Source organism: Leptospira mtsangambouensis, from assembly GCF_004770475.1.
Classification (GTDB): domain Bacteria; phylum Spirochaetota; class Leptospiria; order Leptospirales; family Leptospiraceae; genus Leptospira_A; species Leptospira_A mtsangambouensis.
The window spans coordinates 1,372,535-1,390,306 of sequence record NZ_RQHK01000017.1 but is presented as its reverse complement, the minus strand read 5'-3'; the positions used below and the strand labels follow the sequence as shown (position 1 = coordinate 1,390,306).

Annotated in this window: 18 protein-coding genes; 4 read left to right on the top strand and 14 right to left on the bottom strand. The window is 39.1% G+C overall.

Going from position 1 to position 17,772, the window contains the following annotated elements; genetic code table 11:
• Positions 1–8 precede the first annotated feature (8 nt).
• From EHR01_RS19055 to EHR01_RS19045, 3 genes are read left to right on the top strand one after another with little or no spacing between them, the layout of a single operon-like run.
• The gene (locus tag EHR01_RS19055; RefSeq protein ID WP_135697273.1) at positions 9–248 is read left to right on the top strand and encodes a FeoA family protein; all 240 of its coding nucleotides are present in this window, start codon (positions 9–11) and stop codon (positions 246–248) included.
• A complete protein-coding gene (feoB, locus tag EHR01_RS19050; RefSeq protein WP_135697271.1) occupies positions 245–2,314 on the top strand; it encodes a ferrous iron transport protein B in 2,070 nt (689 codons plus the stop codon). The genes EHR01_RS19055 and feoB overlap by 4 nt, the downstream gene beginning before the upstream one ends.
• A gap of 30 nt (positions 2,315–2,344) precedes the next feature.
• A complete protein-coding gene (locus tag EHR01_RS19045; protein WP_135697269.1) occupies positions 2,345–3,337 on the top strand; it encodes an N-acetylneuraminate synthase family protein in 993 nt (330 codons plus the stop codon).
• 13 nt (positions 3,338–3,350) lie between these two features.
• On the opposite strand, the gene EHR01_RS19040 is transcribed toward EHR01_RS19045, so the two are convergent.
• The 10 genes from EHR01_RS19040 to EHR01_RS19000 form a co-directional block, all read right to left on the bottom strand.
• Positions 3,351–4,583, bottom strand: a complete 1,233-nt coding sequence (locus EHR01_RS19040; protein WP_135697268.1) for a vitamin K epoxide reductase/DsbA family protein — start codon at positions 4,581–4,583, stop codon at positions 3,351–3,353.
• The gene (gene hisA, locus EHR01_RS19035) at positions 4,583–5,329 is read right to left on the bottom strand and encodes a 1-(5-phosphoribosyl)-5-[(5-phosphoribosylamino)methylideneamino]imidazole-4-carboxamide isomerase (RefSeq protein WP_135697266.1); all 747 of its coding nucleotides are present in this window, start codon (positions 5,327–5,329) and stop codon (positions 4,583–4,585) included. The genes EHR01_RS19040 and hisA overlap by 1 nt, the downstream gene beginning before the upstream one ends.
• A gap of 1 nt (position 5,330) precedes the next feature.
• On the bottom strand, positions 5,331–5,957 hold the full coding sequence (hisH, locus tag EHR01_RS19030; RefSeq protein ID WP_135697264.1) for an imidazole glycerol phosphate synthase subunit HisH: 627 nt from the start codon (positions 5,955–5,957) through the stop codon (positions 5,331–5,333).
• Positions 5,954–6,535, bottom strand: a complete 582-nt coding sequence (gene hisB / locus EHR01_RS19025) for an imidazoleglycerol-phosphate dehydratase HisB (protein WP_135697262.1) — start codon at positions 6,533–6,535, stop codon at positions 5,954–5,956. Before hisB ends, hisH begins: the two co-directional genes overlap by 4 nt.
• 54 nt (positions 6,536–6,589) lie before the next feature.
• A complete protein-coding gene (locus tag EHR01_RS19240; RefSeq protein ID WP_167482960.1) occupies positions 6,590–6,748 on the bottom strand; it encodes a hypothetical protein in 159 nt (52 codons plus the stop codon).
• A 44-nt stretch (positions 6,749–6,792) separates the two neighbouring features.
• Entirely contained in the window at positions 6,793–7,260 is a 468-nt protein-coding gene (locus EHR01_RS19020; RefSeq protein ID WP_135697261.1) for an LIC11177 family protein, read from the bottom strand.
• 49 nt (positions 7,261–7,309) lie between these two features.
• Entirely contained in the window at positions 7,310–8,257 is a 948-nt protein-coding gene (locus EHR01_RS19015) for a rhomboid family intramembrane serine protease (RefSeq protein ID WP_135697259.1), read from the bottom strand.
• A gap of 180 nt (positions 8,258–8,437) precedes the next feature.
• Entirely contained in the window at positions 8,438–9,136 is a 699-nt protein-coding gene (locus EHR01_RS19010; protein ID WP_135697257.1) for a Crp/Fnr family transcriptional regulator, read from the bottom strand.
• A 65-nt stretch (positions 9,137–9,201) separates the two neighbouring features.
• Positions 9,202–10,020: an enoyl-CoA hydratase/isomerase family protein gene (locus EHR01_RS19005; RefSeq protein ID WP_135697255.1), complete on the bottom strand. Its 819-nt coding sequence runs from the start codon at positions 10,018–10,020 to the stop codon at positions 9,202–9,204.
• Positions 10,004–10,531 carry a hypothetical protein gene (locus EHR01_RS19000; RefSeq protein ID WP_100716446.1) on the bottom strand — a complete coding sequence of 176 codons (528 nt, stop codon included), beginning with the start codon at positions 10,529–10,531 and terminating at the stop codon, positions 10,004–10,006. The genes EHR01_RS19005 and EHR01_RS19000 overlap by 17 nt, the downstream gene beginning before the upstream one ends.
• 92 nt (positions 10,532–10,623) lie before the next feature.
• Between EHR01_RS19000 and EHR01_RS18995 the strand changes: the two genes are divergently transcribed.
• The gene (locus tag EHR01_RS18995; protein WP_135697253.1) at positions 10,624–11,913 is read left to right on the top strand and encodes a PilZ domain-containing protein; all 1,290 of its coding nucleotides are present in this window, start codon (positions 10,624–10,626) and stop codon (positions 11,911–11,913) included.
• On the opposite strand, the gene EHR01_RS18990 is transcribed toward EHR01_RS18995, so the two are convergent.
• The 4 genes from EHR01_RS18990 to EHR01_RS18975 all read right to left on the bottom strand — a co-directional run bounded on the left by EHR01_RS18990 (position 11,905) and on the right by EHR01_RS18975 (position 17,617).
• Positions 11,905–13,068 carry a tetratricopeptide repeat protein gene (locus tag EHR01_RS18990; RefSeq protein ID WP_135697251.1) on the bottom strand — a complete coding sequence of 388 codons (1,164 nt, stop codon included), beginning with the start codon at positions 13,066–13,068 and terminating at the stop codon, positions 11,905–11,907. The two genes, EHR01_RS18995 and EHR01_RS18990, sit on opposite strands and share 9 nt — an antisense overlap.
• An 84-nt stretch (positions 13,069–13,152) precedes the next feature.
• On the bottom strand, positions 13,153–15,684 hold the full coding sequence (locus EHR01_RS18985) for a penicillin acylase family protein (protein ID WP_135697249.1): 2,532 nt from the start codon (positions 15,682–15,684) through the stop codon (positions 13,153–13,155).
• Between the two features lie 3 nt (positions 15,685–15,687).
• Positions 15,688–16,890, bottom strand: a complete 1,203-nt coding sequence (locus tag EHR01_RS18980) for a hypothetical protein (RefSeq protein ID WP_135697246.1) — start codon at positions 16,888–16,890, stop codon at positions 15,688–15,690.
• 70 nt (positions 16,891–16,960) lie between these two features.
• Positions 16,961–17,617: a lytic transglycosylase domain-containing protein gene (locus tag EHR01_RS18975; RefSeq protein WP_135697244.1), complete on the bottom strand. Its 657-nt coding sequence runs from the start codon at positions 17,615–17,617 to the stop codon at positions 16,961–16,963.
• Positions 17,618–17,772 lie beyond the last annotated feature (155 nt).

Here is a 17,772-nt window from a genome sequence, read left to right as displayed (position 1 = left end):
AGATACGAATGACTATACAAGATTTAAAAATCGGTGAGACAGCAGAGATTGTTTCACTGAATTCACAAAAACTCCCCAAACCAATGGTGACAGAGTTATTAGAACTCGGATTTTTTCCTGGAGCCGAAATCACACTCCAAAATAAATCGCTCTTACTTGGGAAGATGGTCTGCAATTTAAGCGGGACCACCATTGCATTAAGAATCGAAGATGGGAAAGCAATCGAAATCAAACTGAAACAAACATGAAAGACAAACGAATTTATTTAGTTGGAAATCCCAACTGCGGGAAATCAACTTTATTCAACCAACTCACTGGTCTCAAACAAAAAACAGGAAACTTCAGTGGAGTCACTGTAGAAAAAAGAGAAGGGACTTTGGTATTAGACCAGTCAGAATGGACCATCACCGACTTACCGGGAACATACGGTCTTGGTGGGATTGCGGAAGACAAAAAAATTGCTTACGAAGTATTACTTTCAAGAAAACCAGATGAACAAGTCATTTATGTTTTGGATGCGTTAAATCTAGAAAGAGGACTCCAGTTTTTATTACAAATCATAGACATGGGCGTTCCAACACTTGTTGTTCTAACTATGAAGGATGTGTTAGAGAAAAAAAGAATCCAATTGGATTTAGAAAAACTTAAAAAATCCATTGGCCTCCAATTTTTATTGGTCAACGCTAAGTCTGGAGAAGGTGTTGATGATTTAAAAGAAGTTTTAAAAGATCCAAATCAATTTCGAAAATGCCCTAGGTTATGGAAATGGGGAGCAAAAGAAGAATCTTTTTTAAAAACAACAAAACAAAAATTAGGAATCAATACCAACGAAGCAGAATTCTTTTTATCACAATCATTAAAATATCTAAATAAAGATCCCAATCTAAGTGAAGAACGTTATTTTGTTAAGTTCCCTGATGAAACAAAAAATTGGTTACGATCTGAAGTAGAAGGCAAAGGGTATTCCTTTTTTTACCAAGAGGAAATGATCTACCGCTCTTTTTTCATTAAAAAAGTTTTGGTAGATGTGATTACCTATCCTAAAACCACTCCAGGAGGTTGGGAAGAAAAACTGGATCGAGTACTGTTACACCCTGTCCTCGGATTTATATGTTTTTTTCTTTTAATGGGTTTTCTCTTCCAAAGTTTATTTAGTTTTGCTGAACTTCCGATGGATTTAATCGAATCAGGGATCACCGACTTACAATTATTTACCGAATCTTTCATGGATGAAGGTTTGCTTAGATCTCTTTTGACAGAAGGAATCATTGGAGGAGTAGGAAGTGTGATTGTGTTTATTCCTCAGATTGCCCTACTCTTTTTATTTATTGGAATCTTAGAAGAATCCGGATATTTAGCACGTGCTAGTTTTTTAATGGATCGAATCATGGGTAAGTTCGGATTGTCTGGAAAATCTTTTATTCCCCTGCTCTCTTCTGCTGCTTGTGCAGTTCCCGCTATCCTTGGAACAAGAACTATCGAAAACAAATCCGATCGATTTACAACGATTATGGTATCTCCTCTTATCATGTGTTCTGCGAGATATCCTGTTTACATATTGATTGTTGGGACTGTATTTAGTTTTCCACCTGTATTCGGAATTTTTAATGTCCAAGGGTTTGTTTTGTTTTCGATGTTTTTTCTCGGAATGATAACAAGTTTTGGATTTGCTTTTCTTTTTCGAAAAACAGTATTTAAAGAAGACTCTTCTTATTTTGTAATGGAACTCCCTAGATACAATGTTCCTTCTATGAAAAGTTTGTTTCATACTGTATACGGGAAGGTAAAATCATTTTTATCCACAGCCGGCCAAATCATTTTATACATTTCCGTTTTACTCTGGTTTCTAAGTCACTTCCCTGCAGAGTATAAAGACCGAAAGTGGAACACTAGCCCGATCGAATCTTCTTATATTGGAACAATAGGAAAGGTGATGGAACCAACAATTGAACCACTGGGGTTTGATTGGAAAATTGGTATTTCTATCCTAACTTCTTTCGCAGCAAGAGAAGTAATGGTTTCCACCTTAGCTGTGCTATATGGTTCTGAGGAAAATGAAGAAGGTGAATCACTCCGATCGACACTTCGCACAGAAAAAAGAGCTGATGGATCGCTTGTATGGACACCGCTTTCTGGTTTGTCACTTTTAGTATTTTTTGCTTTTGCCAGCCAATGTATGTCAACACTTGCTGTCACAAAAAAAGAAACCGGCACAATATTATGGCCAATCGTTCAGTTTTTATATATGACCATCCTTGCCTTCACTGCTTCCTTTCTAATTTTTCAGTTGGGAAAAATTCTAGGATTTGCATAAACTGCCGACAATCAATGAAAGAGGAAAAACTTGGATTTTCACATTGGAAAAAAAACTCTTACCAGAAAATCTGCACCCTATCTTGTTGCAGAAATTGGACTCAACCATAACGCAGACCTTGAAATCGGAAAACAAACCATTGCGAAAGCAAAAGAGTCGGGAGCCCATGCGGTCAAATTCCAAACCTACCGAACAGAAGAATTTATAGACAGCTCCAATCCCGATGTTAAATTTCTTTTTGATATCTTCAAACAATACGAATTAAACGAATCCCAACATAAAGAATTTCAAAGAACGGCACTGGATCTAGGGCTTGATTTTTTTTCTACCCCTCTTTCTCTGTCAGCTGTTGATTTGTTATGTGGGCTCAATGTTCCCGTATTAAAAATTGCTTCAGGCGATATTGTTAATTTACCATTACTGAATCAATGCATTCAATCAGGAAAACCTTTAATAGTGTCCACTGGTGCCGCTTTGCCGGAAGAAGTAACAAGGGCCGTTTCTCTTTTTCAAAAACACCAAACAGAGATTTGTTTACTTCACTGTGTTTCAATGTATCCCACTCCGCTAAACAAAGTAAACCTTCAATCGATTCCATTTTATTTGGACACAACAGACTATGTTGTGGGTTTTAGCGATCATTCGGATGGAACCTTAGCATCCTCTGTTGCCTGTGGACTTGGTGCAGTTGTTTTTGAAAAACATTTTACTTTGGATCGGAATTTAGAAGGTCCCGATCATGGAATTTCCATGGATCCAACGATGTTTTCAAAATTGGCAAATGATTTACAAGAGAGTTTTGAAATGGGTGGGGTGTATGGAAAAAACACACATCCTGAAGAAACCGGTGGTTGGTTTTACGGAAGAAGATCCCTCTATAAAAAAGGAAATTCTATTCTTAGTTTAAGACCTGCCCTACACACAAAAGACAGCCATGTTCTAGATTCTTGGGAGTTAAACCGAGTAGGAGATCCTTCTCTTTTACCAGAAGGACCTGTTCGCTTGGCACCTAAGTCTAAATAGGTGCCAACTTAAATTACATCTTTTGGATGATTTGTTCGAGAAGTGTTTTTAGAAAAATTGGATTGGGAGTTCCACTTTCGATTCTTCTGTCATTCACATAAAGAGAAGGAGTCGATTGGATGTTTAACTTTTCTGCTTCATCAATCTCTGCGTTCAATTGGTTTTGCGCTTCCTTGGAAGCCATACATGCTTTCAAAGAATTAACATTAAGCCCGATAGAATTTGCTAAATTGACAACACTGGATCCAGAGTGAGCCACTCCCTTTTCTAAATTATCATATAGGCCTCGATACATAGGCTCAAACTTACCTTGTTTATCCGCACAAATGGCAGCAATGGCTGCAACGCAAGAAGATGCGTCTGGCCTTGGTTGTTGCATGAGGCGGTTACAAGTTCCATCCAAAGGAAAGTTTTTATAAACTACACGAACCATTCCATCATACTCAGAAAGAACCGTATGTAAGATATGGCTTGTATGAAGACAATGGCCACAGTTGTAATCTGCATATTTAACAATTGTGATTGGAGCATCTTTTTTCCCAATCGACGGAGAACCGGTAACATTGATTCCGAGTGTGGGCTCTTGAAAATAAGCGGCGATTTTAGATTGGATTTCGGCCGAATCCATTCCTCTTGAAGTTGCAAGTGTATTGGAACTTGCTTTGCTCACCCACATTTTGCTTGTGGCAAAACCTAATGAAAAACTAAAAAAATAAACAAGACCAAGAGTCGTGATTCCTTCTTTTAATGCCACTGGAACATCCAGTTTTGGTTTTCCTTCTGTTTTCCAAAGTAAAAACAAAATGCCAAGGAGAGTAATGGTGACAAGGTATGTCACAAAACAAAGTTGGCAAATGGTTCCAATGATTCCGACTGAAATTCCAAAAAGGATCAAATCAAATAAAAGCCCTAAAACCAAAACAGGGAATAATAAAGAAATGAATTTAGAAACTTCTTCGTTCGATTTTGCTTTTGTAACCAAAAAGAAAGAATACGTTAGTAATCCGTAAAACCCAAACCCTAGTAAAGCAATGGGAACATTTCCTAAAAAGGGAACTCCCGGGATTGCAGAATAAGAACTTTCTGCTACTTTTAAACAAGAGTCACCGCCACCTAATGCGGAACATGCGGAATTGGCAATATTATCGGTCCCAATGCCAAAGTATTCGATTGCCAATAGGAAAGAGACAATGAGTCCGATAACTCCACCGACCACTCCTGCTAATGCTAAATTCTTACGATTCATCAATTTTCATTCCTCTTCTTACTTAGAATCCTGATACTTTCTTTTAGGTCTAATTTTCCTTCATAAATGGCTTTTCCCGTAATGGCCCCAAAAAGTTTTCCTTTGGAAACATCATATAAATTTACCAAGTCTTCGATGGAAGAAACTCCACCTGAAGCTACCAGTTGTAAATCGGGAAACTCTGCTAACAACTCCAAATAAACGGCCGTATTGGGTCCGGCCATCATACCATCTTTGGATATATCTGTAAAAATCACATGCCGGATACCCATAACATACATTGTTTTTAAAAAATCAGTGTATTTGATGCCAGAGTTGGTTTCCCAACCTTTTGTACGAACATACCCATCTTTTGCATCCACGCCGATCACAATTCGATTGGGACCGTAGGTTTTCAGTCCCTGTTCAACCACCGATGGGTCTTCTACTGCCACAGTTCCTAAAATAAACCGAGACACACCTAACCCATCATAAAACTTCATGTTTTCTAAAGAACGAATCCCACCGCCAAGCTCTAGTTCAACGGAACAGTTGTCTTTGATTTTACGGATGGCTTTCTCGTTTTCTGACTTCCCAGTTTTGGCTGCATTTAAATCAACAATGTGAATGAGAGTGGCACCTTGTTCTTCAAAGACTTTGATCATTTTTTCCGGTTCGGAAGAATAAACAGTCTTTTTAGAATAATCCCCTTGGAGGAGTCGCACAGCTTCGTTATCTAAAAGATCAATCGCAGGTAATACTAACATATTAAAGTTCTATAAAATTTTTGAGGATTCCGAGTCCTGTTGTATCCGATTTTTCGGGATGGAACTGAGTTCCAAATACTGTTTCTTTTTCAACCACTGCCGGAAAAGATTCCCCATAGTAATGGCAGTTAGCCGTAATATCCAAACGATCCACTCCGACTGGCCTATAGGAATGAATAAAATACATAAAGGATTCATTTTGAATTCCTTTTAGTAATTTTGTATTTTTTGCTTTGATATCAAATAATTTGTTCCATCCCATATGAGGGACTTTTAAGTTTGGTTTCCCTTCGAACTTCCTAATTTTACCTCGAATGAATCCAAGACCGGGAATGGTTGCACCCGGTTTAGAAGTTTCATCCGAGTCCTCAAATAACACTTGATAGCCGATACAAATCCCGAACAAAGGTTTTTTTGCAGCCACGTGGTCTTTTAAAACAGAAGAGAACCCAGCTTCATTTAAGTTCTGCATCGCTTTATCAAAATGCCCGTCACCAGGCAAAATGATTTTATCTGCTTTTTTTACAGTTTCGAGATCACTTGTGAACTGAAAATCTTTCGTATAAAGTGAAACGGCTTTCAATAAGGAATGGATATTCCCCATTCCAAAATCTAAAACAACAATCACTCCAACATTCCTTTTGTAGAAGGAATTTGATCCTTTGTTAGTGAGTCGATTGTTATGGCTTGCCGTAATGCTTTACCAAGTCCTTTAAAGATAGACTCATGGATGTGGTGGCGGTTTTCACCGTAGTGTACAACTACGTGTAAATTCATCTTAGCATTGAGGGCAAATTTTTGAAGGAACTCAAGCGATAGTTCAGCGTCATAAATCCCAAATTTTCCATCCATGGGAGGTCCGGTGTATTTGAAATAAAAACGTCCGCCGAGATCCACGGCTACAGTTGTTAATACTTCATCCATGGGCAAAGTAAAATTTCCGTACCGAAAGATTCCTTTTTTATCACCTAACTGAGTATGGATCATTTGACCCATGAGAATGGCAGTGTCTTCCACTGAATGGTGGCAATCGATCCCAATGTCTCCTCGGAGCTTTAGGTCCATATCAATGAGTCCATGTTTGGAGATATGGGAGAGCATATGCTCAAAAAACGGGATTTCTGTATCAAACTTGTAAACACCCGTACCACGGACGTTTAGGTCCAGTCGGATGTCTGTCTCGGATGTCTTTCTTGATTCCACCATATTCCTAGCATGTTTGGTAGAAAACCCAGGTGTCAAGAGAGAATGTGGGGAGGTTTAGGAAGCGAGGCCAAGAACCCCGGCTAAATCATACCCAACAAAAACCCAAAAAAGATAAACCATTGCGACAAGCGAAAAAATAAGAATGCGTTTCCAATGTTCTGGCAAAGAAGTCCCTCTATTAGAACCAACAATTGGCAGAAGAAAACTTCTCATGTTTTAGGGAATTCCTATGGGTTAGAGAAGGATTGAATGAAAGTTTATTTTCCGAATCGTTGGTTGAACATTCGGACGAGTTCCGAAATAGAGTCTTCCACGTATTTGAAATGTTTGGGCTTCATAGGATCCAGAGGCATCATATCATGGATTTTTTTATAACGATCAAAGGATTCGCGAAGGTATTCTAAATACTTTTGGCTTGTGATTCCGTATCGTTTGAATAATGATTCGTTTTCTTGGAACATTCGTTTGAAATCTTCTGCATAAGTTCCATCATTCAAAAAATAAAACCTCAAATCCGCTTTGGCCTGAGAAAAAACAATATCAATATTGGTAATGAATTTGGATGTTTTGGCTGGTTCTGTGGTTTCCGGGCTCTGAGCTGACAATTTAGCGGCCGCTTGTTCGATCGCTTTTTGTTCAGAAACACGTTTTTCTTTTTCAAATTCTTTGGCTAATTTTTCGCGTTTGAGAACCTCTTCTACGGAGGATTTCTTTTCTACAGGCATATTTTCATTATCTCCATCTCAAGAGACTGTCAAGGAATTAGACGAAAAATTATTCTTTTGCCTTACGAAGCGCACAATTTGCCAACCATTCACAACGCAAACAGATCGGATCCTCGGTGTTATACGTAGAAGGAGGACAAATATTGGCATTTGCCACTTGCAATCCTTGTAAATAATTTATTACCGAATCATTATCTTTTTTAGAATCAATCTGTTTCAAAACATTTTCGTTGATTTTTTTTTGGTCAAGGAAGAGGTCCTCAACGACCGCCGGTTTGGTTTTTTGTTGGATTTTGGACTCTCTCGGTGCTTCCCATTCCAATCCCGGGATGTATGGCAAACTACCCGGTTTGATTTGTTTTTGGAATATTTTATAGAGAAGTAAAGCCGTAAGAGCTCCACCCAAATGGCAAGTATTGGAAATGGCACCATTCCCTAATTGGGAAATTAAGTATCCAATGACAAGAGAAACCCAAACGGCATTTTTTGCTTTTACTGGGAAAATAAATAATAAGAGTTCTGCGTTGGGATAAAAAATTCCAAACAGTGCGAGTAATCCAAATAAAGCCCCGGATGCACCAATTGTTTGAGTGGTCATTGATTCTAAAAAAGGAAGATTGCCACCTAATATCTCATTTAAATAAGCAGAAAGAACCACAAAAATTCCCGCTCCAATTTGTGAGGCAAAGTATAAAATGGTAAATTTTGTTTTGCCAATGATGGGAATGATGTTTGATCCCAACATATACATACCATACATATTCACTAACAAGTGAAAAGGGATTAGATCCACTGCATGTAAAAACCCATAGGTAAACACTTGCCAAACCGCACCACCTAACACAAAATCAGGTGTTAAACCAAATCGATAAATTAACTGTTGGTTTGCAAAGTATTGTAGAAAAAAAATAAGACAATTGATGATGAGAATTACATTCAGGGGATGAAGGATGGGATTCCCAAATAAACTAGGACTCTGGCCTCGATTTCTAGACATGTAACTTCCAGAATCTAGATGGCTTAGAAAGAAACAAGGGAAATAAAAAAAGGGGGAATCCTTTCGGAAGCCCCCCGGGAGTGACTTAAGGTAAAATCAGGCAACAGACCCTACCTTGATTATCAATCATTTCTACCATCGGAATTCCAAGGTGGGGGCTTAATAGATTCAGGAAAAAATTTAGGCGATTTTTGAAAGGGAATACAAAGCTTCTCTGTTCAGAATATCAATGCGGTTTTTGTCCACAGAAATGAATTCTCTGGCTTTGAGGTCAGATAGAGCTCGGACCAAAGTCTCAGTTTTGGTTCCAATGAATGTGGCGAGGACGTCACGAGTGACTTTGAGTTCTACTTGGTTTTTTCGGCCTTGGGCATTGTCTAAAACGATTAGGATTTCTGCTAGTTTTTCATGGACTTGTTTGGTTCCAAGAGAAACCACATGTTCCTCCATCTCCTGCCATTCCTTCGCCATCTGTTTGAAGACTTCTTTTTGGAAGTTGATATCATCTTTTACAAGAGCATCAATTAGATCCCCTGTGATGTAACAAGCGTGGGTGTCTTCGACCGCTACGACATTGTGATGGGAAACCGAATCAGAAATACAATCGCGAAACCCAACCCAGTCCCCAGGACCACTGAGTCGTAACGTTTGTTCCTTTCCACTGGCAAGTTGGACGTAACTTCGAACAAGACCTGATTTGATGAAGAAAAAACCCGCAGCTTTTTCACCAGCAGAAACAAGATGTTTTCCTCTCGGGAAGACAGTGAAGTCCTTACCTGCGTTGATCCTTTCTATGGTCTCATGCGCAGCGCAGTGCAGGACATTGTGATTTTTATAATCACAAGCAAAACAATCGGGATTGAGTGGAAGATCCGCCATTCAGCTTCGATGTAACCTCTTGAAAAATCCTTGTCGAGCCATAATTTAGAAACCTTCTAAATTTTTTATTTGCCGGTGAATTTTGGTTCCCGCTTTTCTAAGATACTTTTGATCGTCTCTTTAAAGTCGTCCGAAATAAAGTTCCGCGCCTGGGATTCTGCTTCTTTTTTTAGGGCAGAATCTAACTGTTTCCAGGAGTATAAATTTCGCTTTAACTCCTGTAAGGCGAGAGGTGCAGCCTTTGACAAAGACAAAGCAAGCTCCATTGCCCGGTCATACACTTCTTTTTTGGGAAAACTGTCTAATGCAAGTCCACAAGACTTAGCAAACTTACCATCAAAAGTTTCACCAGTCAGTAAAAGCCTACCTCCCAAACTTTTTCCAAGGAGTTCAGGGGAAAGGAAACTAGATCCCATTCCTGGATGGATTCCCAGTCTGACAAAATTGAAAGAATACTTCCCTTCCTCTGCAAAAATTCTTAAGTCACATCCAAAGGTTAAGGAAAGACCAGCACCAATCGCATGGCCATTCACAGCAGCAATGACAGGGACAGGGAGTTTACGAACAGATAAAAAGAAACCATAGAATTTTCTCATATCACGCCTGTTTTGCGAGAATGACTTTTCGGAAAAGGATCTTAATAAATTTAAATCACCTCCCGCACAAAACACATCGTTTCGACCGGAAATGATCACTGCTCTTGGAAGGACTTTTTCTTTTTTAATGGAATGGATGAGGTCTGCGAACTCTTCCCCCATTTTCCAAGTCATAGAATTGCGGGAAGTGGGATTGTTTAGGAAGATGGAAACAATCTTTCCATCTTCAGTATCACGGGATTCAATTTCTAGGAATTCATACTCTTTGGTTTCAAATCGCGATTTCATCTATCTGAAAGGATTCGTACCAGGCTTTATCTTGTAAAGATAAAGGTTTATTCCCGATCTCCATATTTTCAAAGTAATTGAGTAAAATTTCTAGATGTTGGCTTTCCTGATCTTGGTTGGGAAGAAGAGAATCAATCCCTTTGCTTACCAAAACTTCGGCTCTAATTTTATCTTTATAATGATCTGGTTTTCCACTGAAGATCAAATGCGCAGAGATCAAATCGAATCGAATGGTATCAACGATCCTTCGAAGAGAGTCTTCTGATTCTAGGAAATAACGAGATGCGACTTCCGTTTGGAAGTAATCACTCCAAGTGATGAGGTCAGGCAAAGACCCAGTGCGTTCCAAAATTTTCTTTTGGGTTTCTTCGTCAGTATATAAGGAACCGGCAAACCTTTCCACAATGGCGTACAATTCGGTCAGAATGGCTAATTTCTCCGGACTGAGGAGTCCTTGGCGGATCATTGGCAAAAGTTCAGGATTGACTTGTTTTGGGAGAGTGAGTTCCATATACTTCCCATTTCGGCGAATTCTGTCGTTTCCCGTCACTTTTTCCTCAGGAGAAAATCGATTTTCACTCTTAGAAAATCGATAATTTTAGTATGGCAATTGGAAGAACCGATTCGATGCAGGAACTCATAACGATTTTAGAATCGTTATTTGAAGAAACCATCATTGGGTCCGATGTCAACATAGTCAAACACCTCTTTTATTACCTAAAGGCCGATAACAGGGAATTCGAATTTATCTACGAAGAAGACACACTCATTGCCGCAGTAGAAGAAATAGAATCACATACGGTCACTTTGATGATTCCCGATTTAGTGGAACAAGGTTCCAGGAGAGCCCGGGTTCGTTTTGAAGTGATGAACATCAACTATCAGTTTGAGGTAGTCATTCTTGACATCCAAAAAGATAAAACAGTAATCAAAACTCCTACTGAGTTACAATCTTACCAACTAAGAACCAACAAACGAATCCCAGTAGACGATTTGTTTATGAACTTTATCATTTTATTTAGAAGTTTAACTGGTGGTTCGAGAGAAGTGGGGAAAAACCTTTACGCGGAAAGTCGTTTCCCTCACCTAATGAAAGAAGTACGAAAGGATAGGCCAGATAGCAAACTCATCAATGTGATGTTAACCGAGGCAATCGAACGAATTTCCAAAGATTATGAAATTCATTTTTTTCAACCAGACGAAAAACTAAACGAATACGAAGACTTTGTTAAAAAAACCATCCTAAGAACTGGGAAATCCATTTATATCCCCGATTGTAATCGAATCACTTCCTATATAAATGATCCTGGGGATGATGTTCTTTTTAATTATTTTAACGAATACAAAGAAATGACAAAGGAGTTTGGTGAAGAATTTGCTTTAGAATACTTTGAATCCATGCGCAAACACGAATCACGAAACTTTTATGTTTCTTATGTGATTACACCCATTCGTCTTTATGAAGATGTTGTTGGGTTTATTAAAGTATATTCTACTGCGATGGAACGATTTACCATCTCGCATAACCAGGCTGTTTATATTTTTGAACTTGCCGAAATCATTAGTTATGTATTCACAAAAATTGCCATCCAACACGGTAGTTATGAGACCATGCAATCAACTACAAAAGTTGTGGATATTTCTCTCGATGGTCTTCTTTTTGAAATTTATGACAAACGTTTGTTTCAATATTTAAAACGTCACAATATCATTAAAATGTTTATCCCTTTAAGTAAGGAACGTACAATGATCATCCGAGGTGAGATCATTCGGTTTTTAGATAAAGGTGATCATTACCACCTTGGGGTAAACTATTTCAGTTCGGCCCCAGATGATATGTTGTATTTGGAATCGTATTTATTTGAAAAGAGTATGAAAATTTTGTCAGAGTGATCCTGACTGTTTTTCAGCAAGTCTAATTGCATTCAAAAGATCTTCCGACAAAGTGGTTTCCCCTGTGTAGTAAAGACGTAATAACTTTCCATGTTCTACCAGTTTGTTTCGGTAATCAGTTTCTTTGACAGAACCCCGCGTTTCTTTCCATTTTAGATTATAAAATTCACAGGCAAGTTTATGGAGGTAATAATCTGATTTTCTGAGGGAATAGGCCTTTTGTAAATATTCTTCCGAACGTTCGGACCACTCTTCTCTTTTTTTACGACCGTCTACACCAGTATCGGCCATATTCGAATGCAAAAGATTGAGAAAAGAAGTTTCAAAACTATAAAGCCAAACTTCATAATTTTTTGGATAAAGATTACGTGCTTCTTTTGCCACTTGTGGCATTAGATCCAATTGTTTTTTGTTTTCTTTCCCTTCTACTTTAAAATAGAAGGTTAAAAATCGTAAATAATCGACTAGGAATAACAACCTTTCTTGTGCATTGGAAAATCGTTCTCTGTTTTTCCAAGCCATCGAATATTCAAATGCAGTCGATACGTATCCTTCTCCGTCCTTCCAATGTGCTTTCCCAAGCGCATAATGCGAATCAGGTGATCCTTGATCAAGAGAAACTGAATGTTTATACATTCGAAGGGCTTCTTCCATTTGCCCTTTCGCAAAATAATGATCACCTTTCTTTTTGGCCATAAAAGCTTCATCGTATTTTGTGGTATCAAGTAACCTTGCGGCCGTTACAGGGCGGTCTTCAATGAGCCGCAAATACCCTTCCCCGCGAACTTGCCATCCAAAAAAAGTAGTTTGATAAACAGATTTTACCGTGATCATTCCCACAATGTTTCCATCACGAAATGTTTTGTGGTCTTGGTTCTTTTCTAATAAATACAAAGTTTGACCCACACGAATTCCTTTTGGGTCAGCCACTTTGATTGTCACAGTATCTGGTCTTGTGTCCACTTCCAATTCTTGGGAAAGTGTATCCACTTCATAATAACTGGCTTTTTCAATTCCCACAACCTCTCCCACAACAATCATCCGAAGTGGGTCAAGCGACGCCTGGCTACGAAAAGCAAAGGCCAACCGATCGGAAGACGATTGGGCAAAAGTTGCCGTAACAAACAAAATACAGAGGAGAAAGGAACGAAACATCTGGTTTAAAGATCGGCCAAAATAGAATCTTTGGGTGTAGAAAAATAGAAATCCCCACAGGTCCCGTGGGGATTTTTTTAGAAATTACTGAGGTCGAAATTCCAATCGGAATTTTCCAGCCCCCACTTGTTCCTTCGTATACAGGATTTTCCTGTGAACTCCGCTAATATAATCATCCACTAAGTTCCCGTAAAAGGGACTTGCAAGGTTTCCACTATTCCCGATGGGAAGTTGTGTGACAGACTCTTCAAAACGACCATAATCAATCACTCGCCTTTTGGATGGACCTGCAAACGCAGTCCAATCTTCTTTCATCAGTTTGTATTTTAAATTATTAACCACTTCGGCACCACCTGCAGAAGGAAGCGGACCAATATCAAAAATACCACCTATCACTGGCAATACGCCAAGCGGATGTGGATGTTTGATTTTGTATAAGTTTTTCCAAGTCCAAAGACTTGGAGAAGCAGAGAGATGTGCCTCTAAATACCTACCGGTCTCCTCAATGGATCTTTTGAGAATGTCTTCTCTTGATTCGATGATCCCTTCGGTTCTTAAGTCATCCCAATAAGAAGAACTTGGATTCCTTACAAATCGGCGATAAGCATTCCAATACTCGGCCATATCTCCATATAACTCAAAATTGGCGGGACCCATCTCATCAATTAACAATTCCCGAAGAGTGATATAAAAGAATACATCGTAAACAGCAGCTCCTTGGGATTCGGGGAAATGTTCAAAATTCCATTTTTTCAAAATCCCTAGAACCTTTTTCCCATTGGGAGTTTTTGCTTCTTTAACCGTAGACAGAATAAGTTCCAAATACTCTGGTGCAAAGGAAGAGACTGTATCGTTTTGGATTGCCGCAAGGTCTTCCAAACTCCACTTCTCTTTTGTTTCCAAAATACCAACTAACCTTTGAAAACGATCAGGTGGTTGCCAATTTCCTTCTGGTTTTCCAAGTCCTGGAATTGACTTACTTGTCACTTGGTTGTTTGCTGTGACGATGATTCCATTTTTTGGATTGATGATCTTTGGATTGTCTTTTACCGAAACATAACCAACAACATCATTTTCACCAGTAGAACCCTCTAAAATTTTACGAGAATTCCCCGATTTTAGGATCGGAAATCTTCCCACTGCGTAATAAGCAATGTTCCCATTTTTATCCGCATAACTAAAATTAAGTCCCGGTGCTCCAATCATTGAAGAAGCCGAATCAAGTTCGGTGAACGATTTGGATTTGCCCATTTGGAATAGAACATCAAGCAGCGGATTTGGTAAATGGTGGTGAGCCCAATACAAACTCACAGGTCTTCCCTTAAATCCTTTGATATGTTCTGTAATGAGAGGGCCATGGTTTGTGATCCCAACTTCAAACGGAATTTCGGATCCATCTTTTTTACGGATGGGGTCACGATAATATGTTAAATCTTTCCAAGTATTCCCCGTTTTGAATTTTCCACCTTCGATGGTTTCCAAATACAAGTTAACATCATCCTGTTCCAACATGGTAAGCCCCCATGCCTTATCTCTGTTATGTGCAATGAGAGGGAACGGAATGATCGAAAGAAAATAACCATAGTTTTCATATCCAGGATATTCAATATAAGCTTCGTACCAAGCCCCTGGATTGGAAAGGGCAATATGTGGATCATTGGCAAGAACTGCCCCGCCACTTTCAGAACGACTAGGTGCCACAAGCCAAGAGTTACTACCTTCTAGTGGCTCAATCGGAAGTTGCAATTGGTTCACCAAAGATACTAGTTGTTTTAGACCAAAGACCTCTTTTCCGTTTGCATGGTTTTTCGGTTCACTTTGATTTTGGTTTGCCATTCGATTGGCATTTGAGTTTTGGATTTGTTTGGAATTTATTTTTTGAAAATTATTTTTATCCGCTAACCTTTGTACTCCCGGTTGAGTTTCCAAAATGGTCGCATTTGTTTCAAAATCATACCGCGGGAAAAGTTCATTTGCAGACCTACCCTTTAATTCCGACTCCAAAATGGTGTACAAACTGTCCGACTTGATCCCTTCTGCAAAAGAAAAACCCATATAGAACAAGAAGGAAATGGCATCTACCCGATCAAAGGGTTTCGGTTTGATTCCAAGAATGGTATATTCAATTGGCAAATTGTCTTCGGAGAGAAAATGATTTACCCCTTCCAAAAACCAATCCAATTGGTTCCATGCTTCAGGATAAATATGTTCCTTCTGATTTACATACTCTTCCGCTGTTTTTTTCAAAAGAAGAGATTTCAAAAACTGATCGGTAGGAATGAGTTTATCACCAAAAATTTCAGTGAGTTCTCCTTTCCCAATCCGCCTTTGTAATTCCATCTGAAAAATACGATCCTGTGCCATTGTATAACCTAATGCAAAATACGCGGACTTGGCATCTCCTCCCACGATATGGGGAATTCCGGCTTCATCTCGGATCACAGTCACGGTCGTTGTCAGTTTATCAGAAATAATTTCTCCGCTGTATCTAGGTGCTTTTAAAGATACAAGTCCCCAAAACAAAAAGTGTAAGGTGACAGGAAGAGTGAGAATGAAAAGTAGAAAGAGACTTAAAAATGGTCTCTTTCTGATGAATTTTTTGGTTTTATCTAACATAGGTTATTGTAGTGCTTTAATTTGACGAATGCGATTTTGTTTGTCTGCCGAATCCCAAGCTGCATTCGAGAAGGATTCCACTTTATAATATTTTGTTTTGTACTCATCCTTATATGGCACAACGAGCTCACGATCAGGTTCTGTTGTTTTTGCCGCTTGGATTTTTCTGAGTCCTTCTGCCCCTTGGTTGAACCATTCAGGATCAATGGGTAAGTTCACTCGGTGTCCACGGAAGGATGTCGCCAAATAAGGACCATCTAAGTCTTTATCACGAAGGATTTTCCCGAAAAAAGTAAATTCCACTTCGTTCGAACCAGAAACTAAATCACCATCGTACACGGCATAGGCGATATATTCCCCATTCTTTTCGTCTTTTAAATTTGCTTCTAAATGGTATTTTCCTTTTCTATAAACATTCACCACTGCGCGAACAATTAGGGATCCGTCTTGTAAAGAGTCAGAAAAAACTCCGTTAAATTCTGCTGGAATGGAAGGACTAGAAAAGAAACTAGAAGTAAGAGTTGTTTTAAGATTTTCTGGTCCGTAAGTAATTTCAGCAACAAGAGACATTTGTCCCCAATCAGCTTTTTGTGGTTTCCAAGAGAAAGTAAAAATATTATCTCCTCTTGTTTGGTCTCCATCTGTTCCGTTGTCATTCACAGAGGCACTGACAACTCCATACCTTTGTCCTTCCCATTCTTTAAAAACTTGATGAGAATCGATTGATACCTTCACTCGATTTCTTGCTTTATCGCGACATTCTAATGTGACGTACATCATGTCTTTGTTTCCGATGACCGCCCAAGTTTTTGGTTGGAATAAACATACGTAACCGGTGGCTTCGTTCGTTTTTGGATCGATGGAATAATCAGGAGAGGTTTCAATGATGAATGGGAATGCCAAATCATGATTGAGAATGGACATAGGTCTTGAGAATGGAGGGTATTCAGCCCATTCTAAATACTTTTCTAAAATGTATTCAGGAGTAGCACCATCATCAGGAACCCCGCCAGATCCATCAGATCCACTTCCAGAACTATCATCACCTTGCGTTGGATCAGAGTTACTAGCCATCCTTTCTTGTCTGGCTTTCTCTCTAGCATCTTGATCAGAACCAACATTATCCTTAATTAAAAAGAAGATAAGGCCAATCACAACCAATATAACAACTGCTAGATACACACCGTATCTACGAATTAAATCCATACGCTCCCATCCTTTTGTTTTATAAAACGGATAAGAGCCTTGTCGGTTTTAAAACTATGTAAAGTAAAATTTAGATAGAAAGAAGACTCGCAACAGTTTCAGAAATCAGACTTTGAGTTGGAGTGGGCATTGATTTCCATTCTTCATAGTACCGGTACACTGATCGTGAATACTCTGGAATGCCTCCAAATCGTTTATAACCACCAAGCCCTGCATTATAAGATAACAAAGCAGCTTCCAGAGAATCGGTGCGTTCGATTAGATAATTCAAATAAAGAACACCAATGTATAAATTAGTCTCTGGATCGTAGAGGTCCTTTTCTCCAGAAAAGGGGATTCCTTCTTTTTCTGCCAACCACTTGGCCGTTGTTGGCATCACTTGCATGAGTCCGAGTGCTCCTTTATGTGATTTGGCTCGTCTGTGGAACTGCGATTCTGTGTGCACAAGGCCTACCAAAAATCCAAGTTTATCATATCGTTCCTGTTTCTGTCCCACAGGAAGACGAAGGTTCAGAGCTGCATTTTCCATCGCCGAAACCAGTTCTAATCTTTCCCGAGAAGAAAGGTTTGGTCGATTTTTGGCTATGTATACCTCCAATTTTCGTTTGGAAGATTCGTTTCGGACAGAAAGTCCGGCTGAGCTGATCTTTCCGTAAGATTCTGTTAGGAAAATCACAAGCAGAAGGCCAGTTCCTAGAATTTGAGTGAGTGAGTTTCTTTTTCGCATTGGGTCCTCTTGATACAGACTTTCCGTTGTGCATCGCACAATAAATCCATGGTTTCGTGATCCCTTTCGACGACAAGGAGTTTTTTGTGCGACGCACAACGGAAATAAAAGAGAGAAACGAAATGCTTGCCGAAAGTCAATTGTCAGGGATTCCT

What these genes read in the sequence shown, in the direction of transcription:
- EHR01_RS18975 (WP_135697244.1), bottom strand. Translation starts at nt 17,617, where the DNA reads ATGCGAAAAAGAAACTCACTCACTCAAATTCTAGGAACTGGCCTTCTG.
- EHR01_RS18990 (WP_135697251.1), bottom strand. Translation starts at nt 13,068, where the DNA reads ATGTTTCGTTCCTTTCTCCTCTGTATTTTGTTTGTTACGGCAACTTTT.
- hisA (WP_135697266.1), bottom strand. Translation starts at nt 5,329, where the DNA reads ATGTTAGTATTACCTGCGATTGATCTTTTAGATAACGAAGCTGTGCGA.
- EHR01_RS19015 (WP_135697259.1), bottom strand. Translation starts at nt 8,257, where the DNA reads ATGTCTAGAAATCGAGGCCAGAGTCCTAGTTTATTTGGGAATCCCATC.
- EHR01_RS18995 (WP_135697253.1), top strand. Translation starts at nt 10,624, where the DNA reads ATGGCAATTGGAAGAACCGATTCGATGCAGGAACTCATAACGATTTTA.
- EHR01_RS19240 (WP_167482960.1), bottom strand. Translation starts at nt 6,748, where the DNA reads ATGAGAAGTTTTCTTCTGCCAATTGTTGGTTCTAATAGAGGGACTTCT.
- hisB (WP_135697262.1), bottom strand. Translation starts at nt 6,535, where the DNA reads ATGGTGGAATCAAGAAAGACATCCGAGACAGACATCCGACTGGACCTA.
- EHR01_RS19055 (WP_135697273.1), top strand. Translation starts at nt 9, where the DNA reads ATGACTATACAAGATTTAAAAATCGGTGAGACAGCAGAGATTGTTTCA.
- EHR01_RS19010 (WP_135697257.1), bottom strand. Translation starts at nt 9,136, where the DNA reads ATGGCGGATCTTCCACTCAATCCCGATTGTTTTGCTTGTGATTATAAA.
- EHR01_RS19005 (WP_135697255.1), bottom strand. Translation starts at nt 10,020, where the DNA reads ATGAAATCGCGATTTGAAACCAAAGAGTATGAATTCCTAGAAATTGAA.
- EHR01_RS18985 (WP_135697249.1), bottom strand. Translation starts at nt 15,684, where the DNA reads ATGTTAGATAAAACCAAAAAATTCATCAGAAAGAGACCATTTTTAAGT.
- EHR01_RS19000 (WP_100716446.1), bottom strand. Translation starts at nt 10,531, where the DNA reads ATGGAACTCACTCTCCCAAAACAAGTCAATCCTGAACTTTTGCCAATG.
- EHR01_RS19020 (WP_135697261.1), bottom strand. Translation starts at nt 7,260, where the DNA reads ATGCCTGTAGAAAAGAAATCCTCCGTAGAAGAGGTTCTCAAACGCGAA.
- feoB (WP_135697271.1), top strand. Translation starts at nt 245, where the DNA reads ATGAAAGACAAACGAATTTATTTAGTTGGAAATCCCAACTGCGGGAAA.
- EHR01_RS19040 (WP_135697268.1), bottom strand. Translation starts at nt 4,583, where the DNA reads ATGAATCGTAAGAATTTAGCATTAGCAGGAGTGGTCGGTGGAGTTATC.
- EHR01_RS18980 (WP_135697246.1), bottom strand. Translation starts at nt 16,890, where the DNA reads ATGGATTTAATTCGTAGATACGGTGTGTATCTAGCAGTTGTTATATTG.